Origin of the sequence: Micrococcus sp. CH7, from assembly GCF_001595485.1 — a bacterium.
GTDB lineage: Bacteria > Actinomycetota > Actinomycetes > Actinomycetales > Micrococcaceae > Micrococcus > Micrococcus luteus.
The window spans coordinates 43,020-57,416 of the sequence record NZ_LOSQ01000029.1 but is presented as its reverse complement, the minus strand read 5'-3'; the positions used below and the strand labels follow the sequence as shown (position 1 = coordinate 57,416).

General features: G+C 73.3%; 15 protein-coding genes. 8 read left to right on the top strand and 7 right to left on the bottom strand.

Translation table 11 applies throughout. The features are described from left to right. Nucleotides 1-38: 38 nt before the first annotated feature. The gene (locus AUV08_RS08295) at nucleotides 39-1,562 is read left to right on the top strand and encodes an aldehyde dehydrogenase family protein (protein WP_036384281.1); all 1,524 of its coding nucleotides are present in this window, start codon (nucleotides 39-41) and stop codon (nucleotides 1,560-1,562) included. 54 nt (nucleotides 1,563-1,616) lie between these two features. Continuing rightward, nucleotides 1,617-2,648 (top strand): alcohol dehydrogenase AdhP, encoded by a 1,032-nt coding sequence (adhP, locus tag AUV08_RS08290; RefSeq protein ID WP_061866779.1) that lies wholly within the window; start codon nucleotides 1,617-1,619, stop codon nucleotides 2,646-2,648. A 154-nt stretch (nucleotides 2,649-2,802) separates the two neighbouring features. Here adhP and AUV08_RS08285 read toward each other — a convergent pair whose 3' ends face one another. Then, a complete protein-coding gene (locus AUV08_RS08285) occupies nucleotides 2,803-3,705 on the bottom strand; it encodes an alpha/beta fold hydrolase (protein WP_061866780.1) in 903 nt (300 codons plus the stop codon). 61 nt (nucleotides 3,706-3,766) lie between these two features. On the opposite strand from AUV08_RS08285, the gene AUV08_RS08280 reads away from it, so the two are divergent. Further along, on the top strand, nucleotides 3,767-4,207 hold the full coding sequence (locus tag AUV08_RS08280; RefSeq protein ID WP_020624653.1) for a hotdog fold thioesterase: 441 nt from the start codon (nucleotides 3,767-3,769) through the stop codon (nucleotides 4,205-4,207). Continuing rightward, entirely contained in the window at nucleotides 4,204-4,521 is a 318-nt protein-coding gene (locus tag AUV08_RS08275) for a putative quinol monooxygenase (protein ID WP_061866781.1), read from the top strand. The genes AUV08_RS08280 and AUV08_RS08275 overlap by 4 nt, the downstream gene beginning before the upstream one ends. 149 nt (nucleotides 4,522-4,670) lie before the next feature. Here AUV08_RS08275 and AUV08_RS08270 read toward each other — a convergent pair whose 3' ends face one another. Then, nucleotides 4,671-5,228 carry an SRPBCC family protein gene (locus AUV08_RS08270; RefSeq protein ID WP_061866782.1) on the bottom strand — a complete coding sequence of 186 codons (558 nt, stop codon included), beginning with the start codon at nucleotides 5,226-5,228 and terminating at the stop codon, nucleotides 4,671-4,673. Nucleotides 5,229-5,339: 111 nt separating this feature from the next. On the opposite strand from AUV08_RS08270, the gene AUV08_RS08265 reads away from it, so the two are divergent. Further along, a complete protein-coding gene (locus AUV08_RS08265) occupies nucleotides 5,340-5,753 on the top strand; it encodes a DUF4259 domain-containing protein (RefSeq protein WP_036384294.1) in 414 nt (137 codons plus the stop codon). Between the two features lie 49 nt (nucleotides 5,754-5,802). On the opposite strand, the gene AUV08_RS08260 is transcribed toward AUV08_RS08265, so the two are convergent. The 4 genes from AUV08_RS08260 to AUV08_RS08245 are packed head-to-tail and all read right to left on the bottom strand — an operon-like array spanning nucleotide 5,803 to nucleotide 9,754. Beyond that, on the bottom strand, nucleotides 5,803-8,304 hold the full coding sequence (locus tag AUV08_RS08260) for a cation-translocating P-type ATPase (protein ID WP_061873182.1): 2,502 nt from the start codon (nucleotides 8,302-8,304) through the stop codon (nucleotides 5,803-5,805). A 5-nt stretch (nucleotides 8,305-8,309) separates the two neighbouring features. After that, complete coding sequence (locus tag AUV08_RS08255; RefSeq protein ID WP_061866784.1) at nucleotides 8,310-8,528, bottom strand: heavy-metal-associated domain-containing protein; 219 nt, start codon at nucleotides 8,526-8,528, stop codon at nucleotides 8,310-8,312. Between the two features lie 41 nt (nucleotides 8,529-8,569). After that, entirely contained in the window at nucleotides 8,570-8,950 is a 381-nt protein-coding gene (locus AUV08_RS08250) for a metal-sensitive transcriptional regulator (RefSeq protein ID WP_061866785.1), read from the bottom strand. 9 nt (nucleotides 8,951-8,959) lie between these two features. Beyond that, a complete protein-coding gene (locus AUV08_RS08245; RefSeq protein WP_044659293.1) occupies nucleotides 8,960-9,754 on the bottom strand; it encodes a low molecular weight phosphatase family protein in 795 nt (264 codons plus the stop codon). A gap of 194 nt (nucleotides 9,755-9,948) precedes the next feature. Between AUV08_RS08245 and AUV08_RS08240 the strand changes: the two genes are divergently transcribed. Further along, nucleotides 9,949-11,193, top strand: a complete 1,245-nt coding sequence (locus AUV08_RS08240) for an isochorismate synthase MenF (protein ID WP_061866786.1) — start codon at nucleotides 9,949-9,951, stop codon at nucleotides 11,191-11,193. Between the two features lie 320 nt (nucleotides 11,194-11,513). On the opposite strand, the gene AUV08_RS08235 is transcribed toward AUV08_RS08240, so the two are convergent. Next, entirely contained in the window at nucleotides 11,514-11,786 is a 273-nt protein-coding gene (locus tag AUV08_RS08235; protein ID WP_223247481.1) for a three-helix bundle dimerization domain-containing protein, read from the bottom strand. A 345-nt stretch (nucleotides 11,787-12,131) separates the two neighbouring features. On the opposite strand from AUV08_RS08235, the gene AUV08_RS08230 reads away from it, so the two are divergent. Together AUV08_RS08230 and rlmN are read left to right on the top strand one after the other, a co-directional pair. Beyond that, complete coding sequence (locus AUV08_RS08230) at nucleotides 12,132-13,004, top strand: oxygenase MpaB family protein (RefSeq protein ID WP_061866787.1); 873 nt, start codon at nucleotides 12,132-12,134, stop codon at nucleotides 13,002-13,004. After that, on the top strand, nucleotides 12,997-14,394 hold the full coding sequence (rlmN, locus tag AUV08_RS08225; RefSeq protein WP_036384305.1) for a 23S rRNA (adenine(2503)-C(2))-methyltransferase RlmN: 1,398 nt from the start codon (nucleotides 12,997-12,999) through the stop codon (nucleotides 14,392-14,394). The genes AUV08_RS08230 and rlmN overlap by 8 nt, the downstream gene beginning before the upstream one ends. Nucleotides 14,395-14,397 lie beyond the last annotated feature (3 nt).

Below are 14,397 nucleotides of genomic sequence, written 5' to 3'. Positions count from 1 at the left end.
CCGGCGCCGAGGCAACCGCAGGCAAAGGAGCCAGCACCATGACCGTCTACGCATTCCCGGGCACCGAGGGAGCCAAGGTCGAGTTCAAGTCCCGCTACGAGCACTTCATCGGAGGAGAGTGGACACCCCCGGTCAAGGGCCAGTACTTCGAGAACGTCACGCCCGTGACGGGCAAGGTGTTCTGCGAGGTCGCCCGCGGCACGGCCGAGGACATCGACGTCGCCCTCGACGCCGCCTGGAAGGCCGCCCCGGCCTGGGGCGCCACCTCGGCGGCCGAGCGGGCGCTCGTGCTGCACCGCATCGCGGACCGCATGGAGGAGAACCTCGAGATGCTGGCGGTCGCGGAGACCTGGGACAACGGCAAGGCCGTCCGGGAGACCCTCAACGCGGACCTGCCGCTGGCCATCGACCACTTCCGGTACTTCGCCGGCGCGATCCGCGCGCAGGAGGGCGGCCTGTCCCAGGTGGACGAGGACACCGTCGCCTATCACTTCCACGAACCGCTCGGCGTGGTCGGCCAGATCATCCCGTGGAACTTCCCGCTGCTGATGGGGGTGTGGAAGCTGGCGCCCGCGCTGGCCGCGGGCAACGCCGTCGTGATCAAGCCCGCCGAGCAGACCCCGGCCTCGATCATGGTGTTCATCGAGCTGATCGCGGACCTGCTGCCGCCCGGCGTCGTCAACGTGGTCAACGGCTTCGGCCTCGAGGCCGGCAAGCCGCTCGCGCAGTCGCCGCGCATCCGCAAGATCGCGTTCACGGGCGAGACGACGACGGGCCGGCTGATCATGCAGTACGCCTCGGAGAACATCATCCCGGTGACCCTGGAGCTGGGCGGCAAGTCGCCCAACGTCTTCTTCGAGGACGTCATGGCGGACGACGACGCCTACTGGGACAAGGCGCAGGAGGGCTTCACCCTGTTCGCGCTGAACCAGGGCGAGGTCTGCACGTGCCCGTCGCGTGCGCTCGTGCAGGAGTCGATCGCGGAGAAGTTCCTCGACGCCGTCGTGGAGCGGACCTCGCGCATCGTGACCGGCAACCCCCTCGACACGGACGTGATGATGGGCGCCCAGGCCTCCAACGACCAGCTCGAGAAGATCACCTCCTACCTGGACATCGGCCGTCAGGAGGGCGCCGAGGTGCTGATCGGCGGCGCCCGCGCCGAGATGGAGGGCGAACTGGCCGGCGGCTACTACGTGCAGCCCACGATCTTCCGCGGGGACAACTCGATGCGCATCTTCCAGGAGGAGATCTTCGGGCCGGTGGTCTCGACGACCACGTTCACCGACTTCGACGACGCCATGCGGATCGCCAACGACACGCTCTACGGGCTCGGCGCCGGCGTGTGGTCCCGGAACGGCAACACCGCCTACCGCGCGGGCCGGGCGATCCAGGCCGGCCGCGTGTGGGTGAACAACTACCACGCCTACCCGGCCCACGCCGCGTTCGGCGGGTACAAGTCCTCCGGCATCGGACGCGAGAACCACCTGATGATGCTCGACCACTACCAGCAGACCAAGAACCTGCTCGTCTCCTACTCCGAGGACAAGCTCGGGTTCTTCTGAGCCGACGCCGGCACCGCACGACCCCCCTCCCCACTCCACGAAAGGTGATCCCCCATGACCACGATGAAGGCAGCCGTCGTCACCCAGTTCGGCAAAGAGACCGACGTCCAGGAAGTCGAGCGTCCGACGCCCGGCCAGCACCAAGCGCTCGTGAAGCTCATCTCCTCGGGCGTCTGTCACACCGACCTGCACGCGATGGAGGGCGACTGGCCGGTGAAGCCGACCCCGCCGTTCATCCCGGGCCACGAGGGTGTGGGCATCGTCGAGGAGGTCGGACCCGACGTCGAGAACCTCAAGGTCGGGGACATGGTCGGCAACGCGTGGCTGTGGGGCGCGTGCGGCCACTGCCAGTACTGCCGCACCGGGTGGGAGACCCTGTGCGAGGAGCAGATCAACGGCGGCTACTCCATGAACGGATCCTTCGGTGAGTACATGCTCGTGGACGCCCGCTACGCCCCCGTGATCCCCGAGGGCGCGGACCCGATGGAGGTCGGCCCGATCCTGTGCGCCGGCGTCACGGTGTACAAGGGGCTGAAGCAGACCGAGGTGCGGCCCGGGCAGTGGGTCGTGATCTCCGGCATCGGCGGCCTGGGGCACATCGCGGTGCAGTACGCCGTGGCGATGGGCATGCGCGTGGTGGCCGTGGACGTCGCGGACGACAAGCTGGCGCTCGCCTCCCGGCACGGCGCGGAGCTGACCGTGAACGCGAACGTCGCGGACCCCTCCGTGGAGATCCAGGAGAAGATCGGCGGCGCCCACGGCGTGCTCGTCACGGCCGTGCACCCGCAGGCGTTCGGCCAGGCCATCGCAATGACCCGCCGCGGCGGCACCATCGTGTTCAACGGCCTGCCCCCGGGCGACTTCCCCGCGCCGATCTTCGACATCGTCCTCAAGGGCCTGACCATCCGCGGCTCGATCGTGGGCACCCGGCAGGACATGGTCGAGGCGCTCGAGTTCTACGCGGCCGGGAAGATCCACCCGACGTTCCACACCCGCCCGCTCACCGAGATCAACGACGTGTTCGAGGAGATGCGCCACGGCAAGATCGAGGGCCGCGTCGTCATCGACTACGCGATGCAGGACTGACGTGCCGCCTGGGCATCCGCTGGGCGCGGGGTAGTATCGACACATCACACGCACCAGTGCGACGGCGGTCGTCCCGCCCGGAGATCCGGGCCGGGGCGGCCGCCGTCGTCGTCGCGGGGACGGGACGGGCCGCAGCGATTCCGGTGCGCGAGCCTCAGCGGGCCGCGGCCGGGGCGACGCCGTCGCGCAGCCACTCCAGCGTGGCCGGCCAGAAGGCCGGCGCGAACCGAGCGTGGAACAGTCCGAAGTGCCCGATCTCTGCGACACCGAGCTCCTCCGGCCGCACCCGCCAGCGCACCGTCTGCCGACCCGGCGAGTAGGCGTCCGCGCGGTCGAGGGCGGCGTCGGTGCCGAAGTCGTCGTCCACGGGCGCCACGATCAGCGCGTCCGCCGTGAACGCGGCCAGACGACGGCGCAGCTCGTCCCGGCCGGCGGTGGTGCTGGCGCTCGCGGTGAAGTCGCGGCGACTGCGCGCCCAGTCCAGGGCGACCCCGCGCGGCAGGTCCTCGAGCCAGCCGAGCCGCCGCCCCGGGAAGTGCCCGCGGGCCAGCGTGATCGCCGGCATCGCCGCGTGCCAGCGCGCCCACATCCGCGCCCTCCCCGGCCGCGCCCGGTAGTCCCGCCAGTGGGCGTGCTGCCCGCCGACGGCCACGTGCCGGGCCACGTGACGCGCCTCGTCCGCGAGCCCGACGCCGAACCCGCCGAAGCTGTGGCCCACCGTCAGGAGGGGGCCGGGCAGGCGCGTCCGGGCCCAGCCGAGCACGGCGTCCGCGTCGAGGGCGCCCCAGTCCGCCCACCGCGCCCGCCGCGCCACGGCGAACGGCTCGCGGGACTCCCCGACACCCCGGTAGTCGAACGTGACCGCGTGGAACCCGTGGCTGGCCAGGAACTCGGCGTAGCGCCGGTAGTACGTGGCCTTCACCCCGGTCGCCGAGGCGATCACCACGGTGCCGGCAGGCGAGGCCGGGGGCGTCGTCGTGGGGGCGAAGTGGCGGGCCGCGAGCACGAAGCCGTCGCGGGCGCGGAGGCGCACGAGGGTGGAGGTGGTCTGCGTCACGCCGCCACCCTAGGCGCGGGGCGGCGCGACCTGCGACACAGACCTGCGACACAATGGGCCCATGACTGAGACCCCCCAGAGCTCGTCCGGCCAGAGCCGGGACGAGATCCTCGCCCGCCTCGAGGAGATCTACGCGAACGACCCCGCGGTGCGCGAGCACGGCGTCACCCTCGGCGAGGTGGCCGAGGGGCGCGTGGTGCTGCACCGCGACGTCACCGCGGACATGGTGAACTCCCACGAGATCTGCCACGGCGGCTTCCTGTTCCACCTCGCGGACTCGGCGCTGGCGTACTGCGTGGCGACCTTCGGCGCCGCCCCCGTCACCCGGCGCGCCGAGATCACCTACGTGGCGCCCGCCAGGCTCGGCGCGCACCTCGTGGCGACCGCCCGCCAGTCGGTGGAGTTCGGCCGCGACCGCATGATCGAGGTCGGCATCGAGGCGGACGGCCAGCTCGTCGCCTGGTTCACCGGCCACTCCACGAGCCCGCGGGTGCACGCGTGAGCGCCGGGCAGGACGCGACGACGGCCGGGCCGGTCGTCGAGTCGGTGGAGCTGCACGTGGCCGCGGGGGCGGAGGCGGCGTTCGAGGCCGCCGTCGCCGAGGCCGAGCCGCTGTTCCGGGACGGGGGCGCGACGTCCTTCGCGCTGTCCCGGCAGGTGGAGGACCCGGCGCACTACCGGCTGCTGATCGGCTGGCGCACGCTCGAGGACCACACCGTGGCCTTCCGCGAGTCCGACGCGTTCCTCGCGTGGCGTGCGCTCGTCACCCCGCACCTGGCGCAGCCGCCGGCCGCGACCCACTGGTCCGCCGTCTGACCCCCGCACCCCCCGCTTTCGTTCGGGAAACGGCGGTCCCCGGCGCGTTTTCGTTCGAGAAACGGCGCGAGGGCCGACCGTTTCCCGAACGAAAGTGCCCGACACGCCGCCGTTTCCCGAACGAAAGTGCCGACTGAGACGCGGTCGGTTCAGAGGTGACGGCCGGCCAACCGCGTGAGGCTCGACTGGATGCCCCGCCCGTTGTCCGCCGGCACCCGCAGCAGCTCGTACGCGCGGCGCACGGCCGGCCGGGCCCACGAGTAGTCGAAGGTCTCGGTGACCTCGGTGGTGCCGTCCCCGTTGTCCCGGAACGCCCAGCGCCACCGGTGTCTGCCCGGGTGGGCCCACTCCACGAGCTCGTCCTCGTCCACGGCGGTGGCGGTCAGCGTCATCGTGTACGGCACCCCGTACTTTCGCATGGCCACGCGGAACCGGTCGCCCACGGCCAGCCGGTGCGGCCCGCTCACCTTCGGCCGCACGGTCCCGGATCCGTCCGCCTCGTGATGGCGGTGCGGGTCCGCGAGCATCGCCCACAGCTCGTGCGCCGGCGCGGCCACGGTGACCCGGTAGGACACCTGGTGCTCGCCGGTCTCCACGCGCTCGGGCCACGCCGCCTGCGGGGCGGCCTGCGGCAGCCCGGACGACGACGGCGCGGCGGCGGACTCGGTCTCGGGGGTGGCGGACGAGGGGGTCGGCTCGGTGCTCATGTCGCCCATTCTAGGAACTGCCGCGGACGCCGGAAGCGGAGGCGACGGCACCCCTCGGCGGGACACCACAGGACTCTTGCCGGGGGCCCGCCCCGGGCCTAGGGTCAGGTCATGGGCGCATGGGGCAGAAACGTCTTCCAGAACGACACGGCGTTGGACATCGTGGACGAGGTCCTCGACGGCACCTTCGACCTGGACGAATTCCGCAGGAACTTCCGTCGCGACGAGGACGAGGGCCACCTGACCGCGAGCCAGGGCGCCGCACTCCTCACCCTCGGGGCGCTCGTGCGGATCGCCCGGAACGAGGACCACGCGGACCTCGAGGCCCTGCTCGAGCACGCGGAGACGGACGAGGTGGACCTCACCGCCTTCATCGATCAGTTCTCGGACGAGGACGTCGAGACCCTGCGCGAGCTGATCGGCGTGGTCATCCGCGAGCCCTCCTGCTCCGAGCTCTACCAGCTCTGGGAGGAGTCCGGCGAGCTCGAGCAGTGGCTCGAGTACTCCCGCGAATGCCTGCCCTGACCGGCCGGCCGGTCCGGGGTGGACCCGGCCCGGCCAGCCCCGCCCCGGCTCAGCGCGCGTAGCGGGTGAGCCGCAGCGAGTTCAGCACCACGAGCACGCTCGAGGCCGCCATCGCGCCGCCGGCGATCATCGGGTTCAGCAGGCCCAGGGCCGCGACCGGGATGCCGAGCACGTTGTAGAGGAACGCCCAGAACAGGTTGGTGCGGATGATCCCCAGGGTGCGACGGCTCAGGTCGAGTGCCTGGACCACCTGGTGCAGGTCGTCGCCCATCACGGTGATCTGCGCGGCCTCGCGGGCCACGTCCGTCCCCGAGCCCATGGCGATGCCCATGTCCGCCGCGGCGAGCGCCGGGGCGTCGTTGACGCCGTCGCCCACCATGGCCACCACGGCGCCCTCGGACTGCAGGCGCGTCACCACGTCCACCTTGTCCTCGGGGCGCACGCCGGACACCACGTCCGCGGCCGGGATCCCGACGGCGTCCGCCACCTGGGTGGCGACGGCGGCGTTGTCCCCGGTCACCAGCAGCGGGCGCAGGCCGAGCTCCTTGAGCCGGGCGATGGCGTCCGCCGAGGTCTCCTTCACGGTGTCCCGCACGGACAGGACGCCCGCCACGCGGCCGCCGACCGCGACCCACACGGCCGTGGCGCCGGCCTGCTCCGCCGCCTCGAACGCGGCACGGTGCTCGGCGGGGATGCCGCCGTCGAGGGCGGTCTCGAGGACGGAGCCGCGGCCGACGGCCACGCGGACCGGATCCGGGCCGGCGGCGCCGTGCGCGCCGGAGCCGAGGGCGCCGTCGTCGTGGGGGAGGGCGACCAGCCCGGACACGCCGCCGCCGGCCGTGGAGGCGAAGTCCGCCACGCCGGGCACGGTCAGGCCGCGCTCCTCGGCGCCGGTCACGATCGCGCGGGCGATCGGGTGCTCGGAGCCGCGCTCGACGGCGGCCGCCAGGGTCAGCAGGACATCGGCGGCCCGGTCCGGCGCCGTTTCGTCAACGAAAACGCTCCCGGAGGCGCCCGTTTCGTCAACGAAAGCGCTCCGGGAGGCGCCCGTTTCGGCCACGAAAGCGGGGTCGAGGACGAGCACGTCCGCCAGCGCCATGCGGCCCTCGGTCACGGTGCCGGTCTTGTCCAGCACGATCGTGTCCACGGTGCGCGAGTCCTCGAGCACCTCGGGGCCGCGGATGAGGATGCCCAGCTGCGCGGCGCGGCCGGTGCCGGCCAGCAGGCCGACCGGGGTCGCCAGGCCGAGGGCGCACGGGCACGCGATCACGAGCACGGCCACGCCGGCGCGCAGCGCGGACGGCAGGTCGCCGGTCACGATCATCCACACCGCGAAGGTCAGCACGGCGATCCCGAGCACGATCGGCACGAACACGGCGGAGATGCGGTCGGCCAGCCGGGCCACGCGCGCCTTGCCGGTCTGCGCCTCGGAGACGAGCCGCCCCATCTGGGCGAGCGTCGTGTCCGAGCCGACGCGCGTCGCGCGGGCCACGAGTCGGCCCGAGGTGTTCAGGGTGGCGCCGGTGAGGGCGTCCCCGGGGCCGACCTCCACGGGCACGGACTCGCCGGTGAGCAGGGAAGCGTCCACGGCCGAGGTGCCCTCGAGCACCTCGGCGTCCGTGGGCACCTTCTCGCCGGGGCGGATCAGCACGACGTCGCCCGGCGCGAGGGACTCGGCGGGCACCGTGCGCTCGGCGTGGGTCTCGGGGTCGTAGAGGGTGGCCTGGGCCGCGCCCAGGTCCAGGAGGGCGCGCAGCGCGGCGCCGGCCTCACGCTTGGCGCGGGCCTCGAGCCAGCGGCCCAGCAGCAGGAACGTGGTGATGACCGCGGCCGTCTCGAAGTACAGGCTGTGGTGGGCCATCTCCGCCATGGTCCCGCCCACGTGGGCGGTCATGTCCGGCGCCAGGATCAGCTCCACGGCCGAGTACACGAAGGAGACGAGCACGCCCACGGACACGAGGGTGTCCATCGTGGACGAGCCGTGCCGGGCCGCGCGGAACGCCGCCGAGTGGAACGGCCACGCCGCCCACAGCGCCACGGGCGCCGCCAGGGCGAACGCGACCCAGCCCCAGTGCGGGAACTGCAGCGCCGGGACCATGGAGATCAACACGAGCGGCACCGTCAGCACCGCCGCGCCGATCAGGCGCGGCTTCAGCACGTCCTCGCCCGGACCGTGGGCCATGTGGTCGTGGTGGTCCACGCCGTCATGGTCCGCGGCGTGGCCCTCGCCGTGGTCGGAGGTGTGGGCGTGCCCGGCGTGTGCCGCGTGCCCGGCCTGGCCGGCCGGCGGGGCGGGACGGCGCACCGTGGCGCCGTACCCGGCCTTCTCGACGGCGGCCACGAGCTCCTCGTCCGACACGCCGGCGGGCGCGGTGACGGTGGCCTGTTCGAGCGGCAGGTTCACGGACGCCGTGACGCCCTCGAGCTTGCCCAGCTTGCGTTCGACGCGACCCACGCACGAGGCGCAGGTCATGCCGGTGACGTCCAGGTCGACGCGACGGGTGGTCTCGGGCTGCGGGCCGGCTGGGGCGGAGGAGGCGGGGTGGGTCATGGGGCTCAGCCCTCCACCAGCGTGTAGCCGGCCTCCTCGACGGCGGCGCGCGCGGCGGCGGGGTCGAGGGGGCCCTCGGAGGTGACGGTGGCGGTGGAGACGCCCCCGGCGTTCAGGTCCACGTCCACGGCGGAGACGCCGGCGATCTCGCCGAGCTCCTCCTGGACGGAGGCGACGCAGTGGCCGCAGGTCATGCCGGTGATCTTCAGGTCGGTGGTGGTCATCTCGTGCTCCTCGTGCGGTGGTGGGTGGGCGACGGCGCCGGTCAGCGCAGCAGGCGGCCGAGGGCGGCCGTCGCCTCGGCGACCTTCTCGTCGATGAGCTCGGTGCGGCCTTCCGCCTCGGCCTGCACCGCGGCCTCCGCCACGCAGTGACGCAGGTGCTCCGAGGTGAGGTTCAGGCTGAGGGACTGCAGCGCCTTCGTGACGGCGGCGACCTGCGTGAGGACGTCGATGCAGTACACGTCCTCGTCCACCATGCGGTGGAGGCCGCGCACCTGCCCCTCGATGCGGCGCAGTCGCGCCAGGTGCTTCGCCTTGTCCCGGTGGACCTCGTGCGGGGGCCGGTGGCCGTCGCAGGCGTCCGCCGCGGCGGACAGGAGGGGCGAGGCGGCGGCGGGCGCCGTCGTCGTACTGTCCGTGCTCATACCCCCGTTCTATACCCCAGGGGGGTATGGGTCAAGGGGTCGGCCGACGCGGGTGCCCTCCTCCGGCAGCGGGGTGGCGGCTTCGCCCAGATCGGCGATCAAGCCGCGGACCTCCAGGTCCAGGGCGTCGCGCACGCCGCGCACCTGCTCGAGGCTCATGCCGCGGATCGACGGCACGGACCACTTCTGCACCTGCGCGCCCTCGGGGATCTCGAACGGGTCCGCGCCGTCGAAGAGCACCACGATCTCGGCGGCCCGGAGCACGTCCGGGTCCAGGCCCTTGGTGTACGTGTGGTGCAGCGGGATGCCGATCTCGTTCATCGCCTCGAACGCGGTGGAGATGACCTCGCCGGCGGGCTCCGTGCCGGCCGAGCGGGCCCTGACCTCGCCGTGGGTGCGGTTCTCGAGCAGGGCCGCGGCCATCTGCGAGCGGCCGGCGTTGCCGTGGCAGACGAACAGCACACGCGGGTGGCGGGACTCGATGCTGCCCTGGTTGATCGCCCTGGCGCGCAGGCGCGAGGCGGCATGCTGCACCGAGATGGTCGGCAGCATCTCCGGGTGGCGGCTCGTCTCGGCGAGCTCGGCGTAGGAGTCGAACAGGAGCTGACGCACCGTCGCCTCGTCGGCCACGCCGGGGAAGCGCGCCATCAGCGGCCCGACCTCGCGCTCGAGCACGTGCGCGGCCATCCCGTGCGGCACGGGGTCCACCGCGGCGGGGATGTCCGGCGCGGCCGTCGTGTCCAGCGGCATGTCGTCCACCGCCGGTGCGTGATCGGCGTGGGGGTCCGGGGGGATGGGGGCCATGATGCGAGTCCTCCGGGGAAGGCGGTCGGTTGAACGCGAGGTGAACGGGTGCCCCCACCCTGCGACGTCGGGTGTGCCGGCGCAAGCCTTGACGGGATCCCTCCGCGCCCGACGACGCCGCTCGCCGCCGTCGGGGCGGTGGCCGAGGCCCGGGCCCGGAGCGGGGGTCCGCCGAGGTGGGAGAGAATGGGGCCATGTCTGTCCGCTCCCTGCTCCCGGACCTCGGCACCTCCGCGACCGGGACCCCCGAGGCCGCCGTCCCCCCGTTCGCCCGGGCGGTGCTGTGGGCGCACGGGGACGACGCGTGGCGGGGCGAGGGCGGCTGGACCGTGCTCCTGGACGGCACCGACCGGCTCCGCCGGCTCTCCGTGCTGTGGCAGGCCGCCGTCGCCGGGCGACCGGACGCGACGGCCCCGCTGCGGGGCTGGATCTCCTCGACCTTCGCCGATGACTCGCCTGAGCCCGCGGTCCTGCGCATCCCCGCGGATCTGCGCCGCGCCACGCCGTCCGGCGTGCGGGACGTGGCCCAGCACGTGGACGCGGACGCGCTCGCAGCCGCCGTCGCCGCGGACCGCGGAGCCCGGCTGCTGGCCGACGGTGCGGTGCCCCTGCCCGCCGGCGTCGCCGACCGTGCCTGGGACGACGCCGGCTACGCGGCCGGGGTGCGCGAGCTGCTGACGCGGATGGCCGACTCGGGCGGGGAGCTGGCGAAGGTCGTGATCAGCCGCACGATGACCGTCCCCGCGGACGACGCCGACCTGTGGCGGGCGATCGGGGAGCTGCGCCGCGAGTACCCGCAGACCTGGGTGTTCGCCGTCGGCGGGCTGCTGGGCGCCACGCCCGAGGTCCTTGCCACGCGGCACGCGGGGCTCGTGGGCTCGCGGGTGCTGGCGGGGTCCATGCCGCGCGGCGCGGACGAGGAGGAGGACGCCGCGCTGCGGGAGCGGCTGGCCTCTGATCCGCGGCTGGCGGAGGAGCATCGCTGGGCCGCGCGGTCGGTGCTGGACGCGCTGGCGCCCGTCGTCGACCTCGCCGATGACGACCCCGCGCCCACCGTCCTGACCCTGCCGAACGTGCACCACCTGGCCACGTCCGTGCGCGGCCGGCTGCGGGATGGGCGGGGGACCGTGCTGGACGTGGTGGCCGCGCTGCATCCGACGGCGGCCGTCGGCGGGACCCCCACGCCGGACGCGGTGCGGGTGATCGCGGAGGTCGAGCCCGTGGACCGCGGCCGCTACGCCGGGCCGGTCGGGTGGCTGGATCAGGACGGCGACGGCGAGATCGCCCTGGCACTGCGCTGCGGCCAGCAGGTGCCCGGCGGGGTGCGGCTGCAGGCCGGGGGCGGGATGGTCCCGGGAGCGGTGCCCGAGGAGGAGGTCACGGAGATCCGGGCCAAGTTCCTGCCGATGCGCCGAGCGCTGGGCGTCGCCGAGGACTGAGGCCTCCCGTGCCGGTCGCGCTTTCGTTCGGGAAATGGCGGCGTGTCGCGGTGCTTTGGTGTGGGAAACGGCGCCGCACGCCGGATTCGCGTGGGCGGCGATGGAACGGCGTTCCGGAGCGGAGGTGCCGGACGACATCGTCAGCAAGGAGCGGTGACGCCGTTTCCCGAACGAAAGCGTCCTGAGGCCGGCCGTTTCCCGAACGAAAGCGTGCTGGGGCCCGCCGTTTCCCGAACGAAAGCGTCCTGGGAGGCGAGAAGACCCGCCGGCCACGGCCCCTCGCGGGGCGGGCCGACGGGTCTTCGCGTCGGTGTGGGGGATCAGGCGGCGACGGCCATGGCCTCGTGGGCCGGCGTCGTGGCCTGGAGGCGGCGGGTGGCCTCGCGCTCGGCGAGGGCCGGCAGGAAGGTGGTGATGCGGGCGCCGCGCTTGAGGTCGGCGACGACCTCGCGGACGACCGAGCGGACGGTCTCGGCGGTGACGGTGCCCTCGAAGCGGCGGAGGAGGGTCTCCTCGACGCGCTGGAGCACGTGGCGCTGCATGAGGGGGCTCGGGGCGGTGGGCAGGTGGTGGCTGGTCGTGTTGATGCTCACGGTGAGCACCTCCTTCGGTTGCCGGACCACGAGTCCGGCGGATCGTCGCGGCGGGGCCGCGGGTGATGAGTTCGGTGGAGTCCCGACCTCGCGTTCCGTAAACGCTAGGTGAACTGCTTGTGAACAAGTTTACAGATTTCCTCCCAGAGTGCAACTCCGTGTTCACCAACGTGACCTGAGGCACTCCGCCACACATGCCTGGATGGCGCAAAATCAGCGCAATCATGCGGTTTTCGGATCGAGGTGCCACGAGCGGCAGGCGAACAGCAAGATGAACAGAAGGTGAACGGCACCGTTCATCTTGGCTCCCTGCCCCTCCGCCCGGTCCGGTGCGAGGCTGGGACCATGCGCCCCGACCGCCACTCCGCCCCGACCTCCGCGGCCGCCCTCGCCCGCGAGGCCGTGATCCTCGCCGGCGCCGGTGCGGCGATCCTGCTCCAGGTGGCGCACCGGCCGGTGGGGGCCGGCGTCGCCGTCCACTCCCGGTTCACCGAGGACCCGATGCGCCGGCTCCGCCACACGCTCGCCTACATCTACGCGGTCACCCTCCCCGAGGCCGCGCCGTTGCGAGACGCGGTCGTCGACCGGGTGCGGGCGGCGCACCGCCCGGTCCGCGGGGTCGACGCCGGAGGCCACCCCTACGACGCCGCCGACCCGGACGCCCAGCTCTGGGTGGCCGCCACCCTCTATGCGATGGGGGAGCAGGTGCGCCGCCGGATGTGGGGCGCCCTCGACGCCGAGGACGCCGACCGCCTCTACAGCGGGTACGCCCCGCTCGCCACGAGCCTCGAGGTCCCCGCCTCCGCCTGGCCGGTCGACCGCGCGGCGTTCGCGGACTACTGGGACGACCGGGTGGCCCGGCTCGAGGTCACGGACGACGCGCGGCGGGTCGCCGCCGACCTGTTCTCCGGCCAGGGCGTCCCCGCGCCGCTGCGAGCCGCCCTGCCCCTGGCCCGGTTCGTCACCGCCGGTCTCCTCCCGGGGCGCGTGCGCGCCGGCCTCGGCTGGTCCTGGAGCGGGCGGGACTCCGTCCGGGAGGCACGCCTCTGGGGGCTGGCGCGCACCGTGTACCGGCCGCTGCCGGCGACGGTGCGCGGCGTCGTCGTCCGCTGGGTCCTGCGGGGGCTGCCCCGGACGCGAAAGCCGCGCGGCGCCGTCGACGTGGAGGCGACCCGCCGCGAAGTCCGCCCCGTCTGGGAGAATGGTGCCGATGTCTGACTACCAGCCCCGCCGCCCCGGATCGAAGCCCACCCCGAACCGCCAGAGGGACCGCGCCGGCAAGCCGGCCCTCGGCCGCCCCGAGCGCGGCCTGATCGACGAGTCCGAGGCGCGCCAGCTCGCCGAGGACCGAGAGCGCATGCGCCGCGCCGGCGTCGGCCACCAGCTCTCCGCGCCCAAGCGCCGCGAGGCCGCCACCGCCGAGCGCCCCCAGGTGATGCCGAAGACCGAGGGCTGGACCCAGCCGATGGGCCCGGACGGCCGACCGCAGCTGCAGTTCAAGCAGCCGCGCGTCTCCCAGCCGCCCACGCACCTGGCCGACCTCACGCTGAAGGAGCGGCAGGAGAAGGCCAAGGAGATCGGGCTGCCGGCGTTCCGCGCCAAGCAGCTCTCGGTGCACTACTTCGAGCACTACACCACCGATCCGGAGCAGATGACGGACCTGCCCAAGGACAAGCGGGAGGCGATCGCGGAGGCGTTCTTCCCGCCGCTGCTCACCGAGGTCCGGCGCATGGAGACCGACCGCGGGGACACCGTCAAGTTCCTGTGGCGGCTGTTCGACGGCGCGCTCGTGGAGTCCGTGCTCATGCGGTACCCCGGCCGCGTGACGCTGTGCGTGTCCAGCCAGGCCGGCTGCGGGATGAACTGCCCGTTCTGCGCCACGGGCCAGGCCGGGCTGACCCGCAACATGTCCACGGCGGAGATCGTGGAGCAGATCGTGCTGGCCAACCAGGTGATCGCCCAGGGCGGACTGGGCGGCAAGCGCAAGGACGGCGGGCACGACGCCGACCGCGTCACCAACGTCGTGTTCATGGGCATGGGTGAGCCCCTGGCCAACTACAAGCGCGTGATGGCCGCCGTGCACCGCATGGTGGACCCCTCGCCCGAGGGTCTGGGCATGTCCGCGCGGAACATCACGCTGTCCACTGTGGGCCTGGTGCCGGCCATCCGGAAGCTGGCCGAGGAGGGCGTGCCGCTGACGTTCGCGCTGTCCCTGCACGCGCCGGACGACGAGCTGCGCGACGAGCTGATCCCCGTGAACTCACGCTGGAAGGCGGACGAGGCGATCGACGCCGCGTACGACTACTTCGTGGCCACCGGGCGCAGGGTGTCCATCGAGTACGCGCTCATCAAGGACATGAATGACCACGCGTGGCGCGCCGACCTGCTGGCCAAGAAGCTCAACGCCCGGGGCAAGGGCTGGGTGCACGTGAACCCGATCCCGCTGAACCCGACGCCGGGCTCCATCTGGACCGCCTCGGAGAAGGACGTGACGCGCGAGTTCGTGGACCGGCTCAACGCCGCCGGCATCCCCACCACCCTGCGCGACACCCGTGGCAAGGAGATCGACGGCGCATGCGGCCAGCTGGCGGCCGAGGACGTCGACTGACCT

Coding starts and splice junctions, on each gene's coding strand:
- AUV08_RS08245 (WP_044659293.1), bottom strand. CDS start 9,754: ATGGCCCCCATCCCCCCGGACCCCCACGCCGATCACGCACCGGCGGTG.
- AUV08_RS08240 (WP_061866786.1), top strand. CDS start 9,949: ATGTCTGTCCGCTCCCTGCTCCCGGACCTCGGCACCTCCGCGACCGGG.
- adhP (WP_061866779.1), top strand. CDS start 1,617: ATGACCACGATGAAGGCAGCCGTCGTCACCCAGTTCGGCAAAGAGACC.
- rlmN (WP_036384305.1), top strand. CDS start 12,997: ATGTCTGACTACCAGCCCCGCCGCCCCGGATCGAAGCCCACCCCGAAC.
- AUV08_RS08295 (WP_036384281.1), top strand. CDS start 39: ATGACCGTCTACGCATTCCCGGGCACCGAGGGAGCCAAGGTCGAGTTC.
- AUV08_RS08280 (WP_020624653.1), top strand. CDS start 3,767: ATGACTGAGACCCCCCAGAGCTCGTCCGGCCAGAGCCGGGACGAGATC.
- AUV08_RS08230 (WP_061866787.1), top strand. CDS start 12,132: ATGCGCCCCGACCGCCACTCCGCCCCGACCTCCGCGGCCGCCCTCGCC.
- AUV08_RS08270 (WP_061866782.1), bottom strand. CDS start 5,228: ATGAGCACCGAGCCGACCCCCTCGTCCGCCACCCCCGAGACCGAGTCC.
- AUV08_RS08250 (WP_061866785.1), bottom strand. CDS start 8,950: ATGAGCACGGACAGTACGACGACGGCGCCCGCCGCCGCCTCGCCCCTC.
- AUV08_RS08265 (WP_036384294.1), top strand. CDS start 5,340: ATGGGCGCATGGGGCAGAAACGTCTTCCAGAACGACACGGCGTTGGAC.
- AUV08_RS08260 (WP_061873182.1), bottom strand. CDS start 8,304: ATGACCCACCCCGCCTCCTCCGCCCCAGCCGGCCCGCAGCCCGAGACC.
- AUV08_RS08255 (WP_061866784.1), bottom strand. CDS start 8,528: ATGACCACCACCGACCTGAAGATCACCGGCATGACCTGCGGCCACTGC.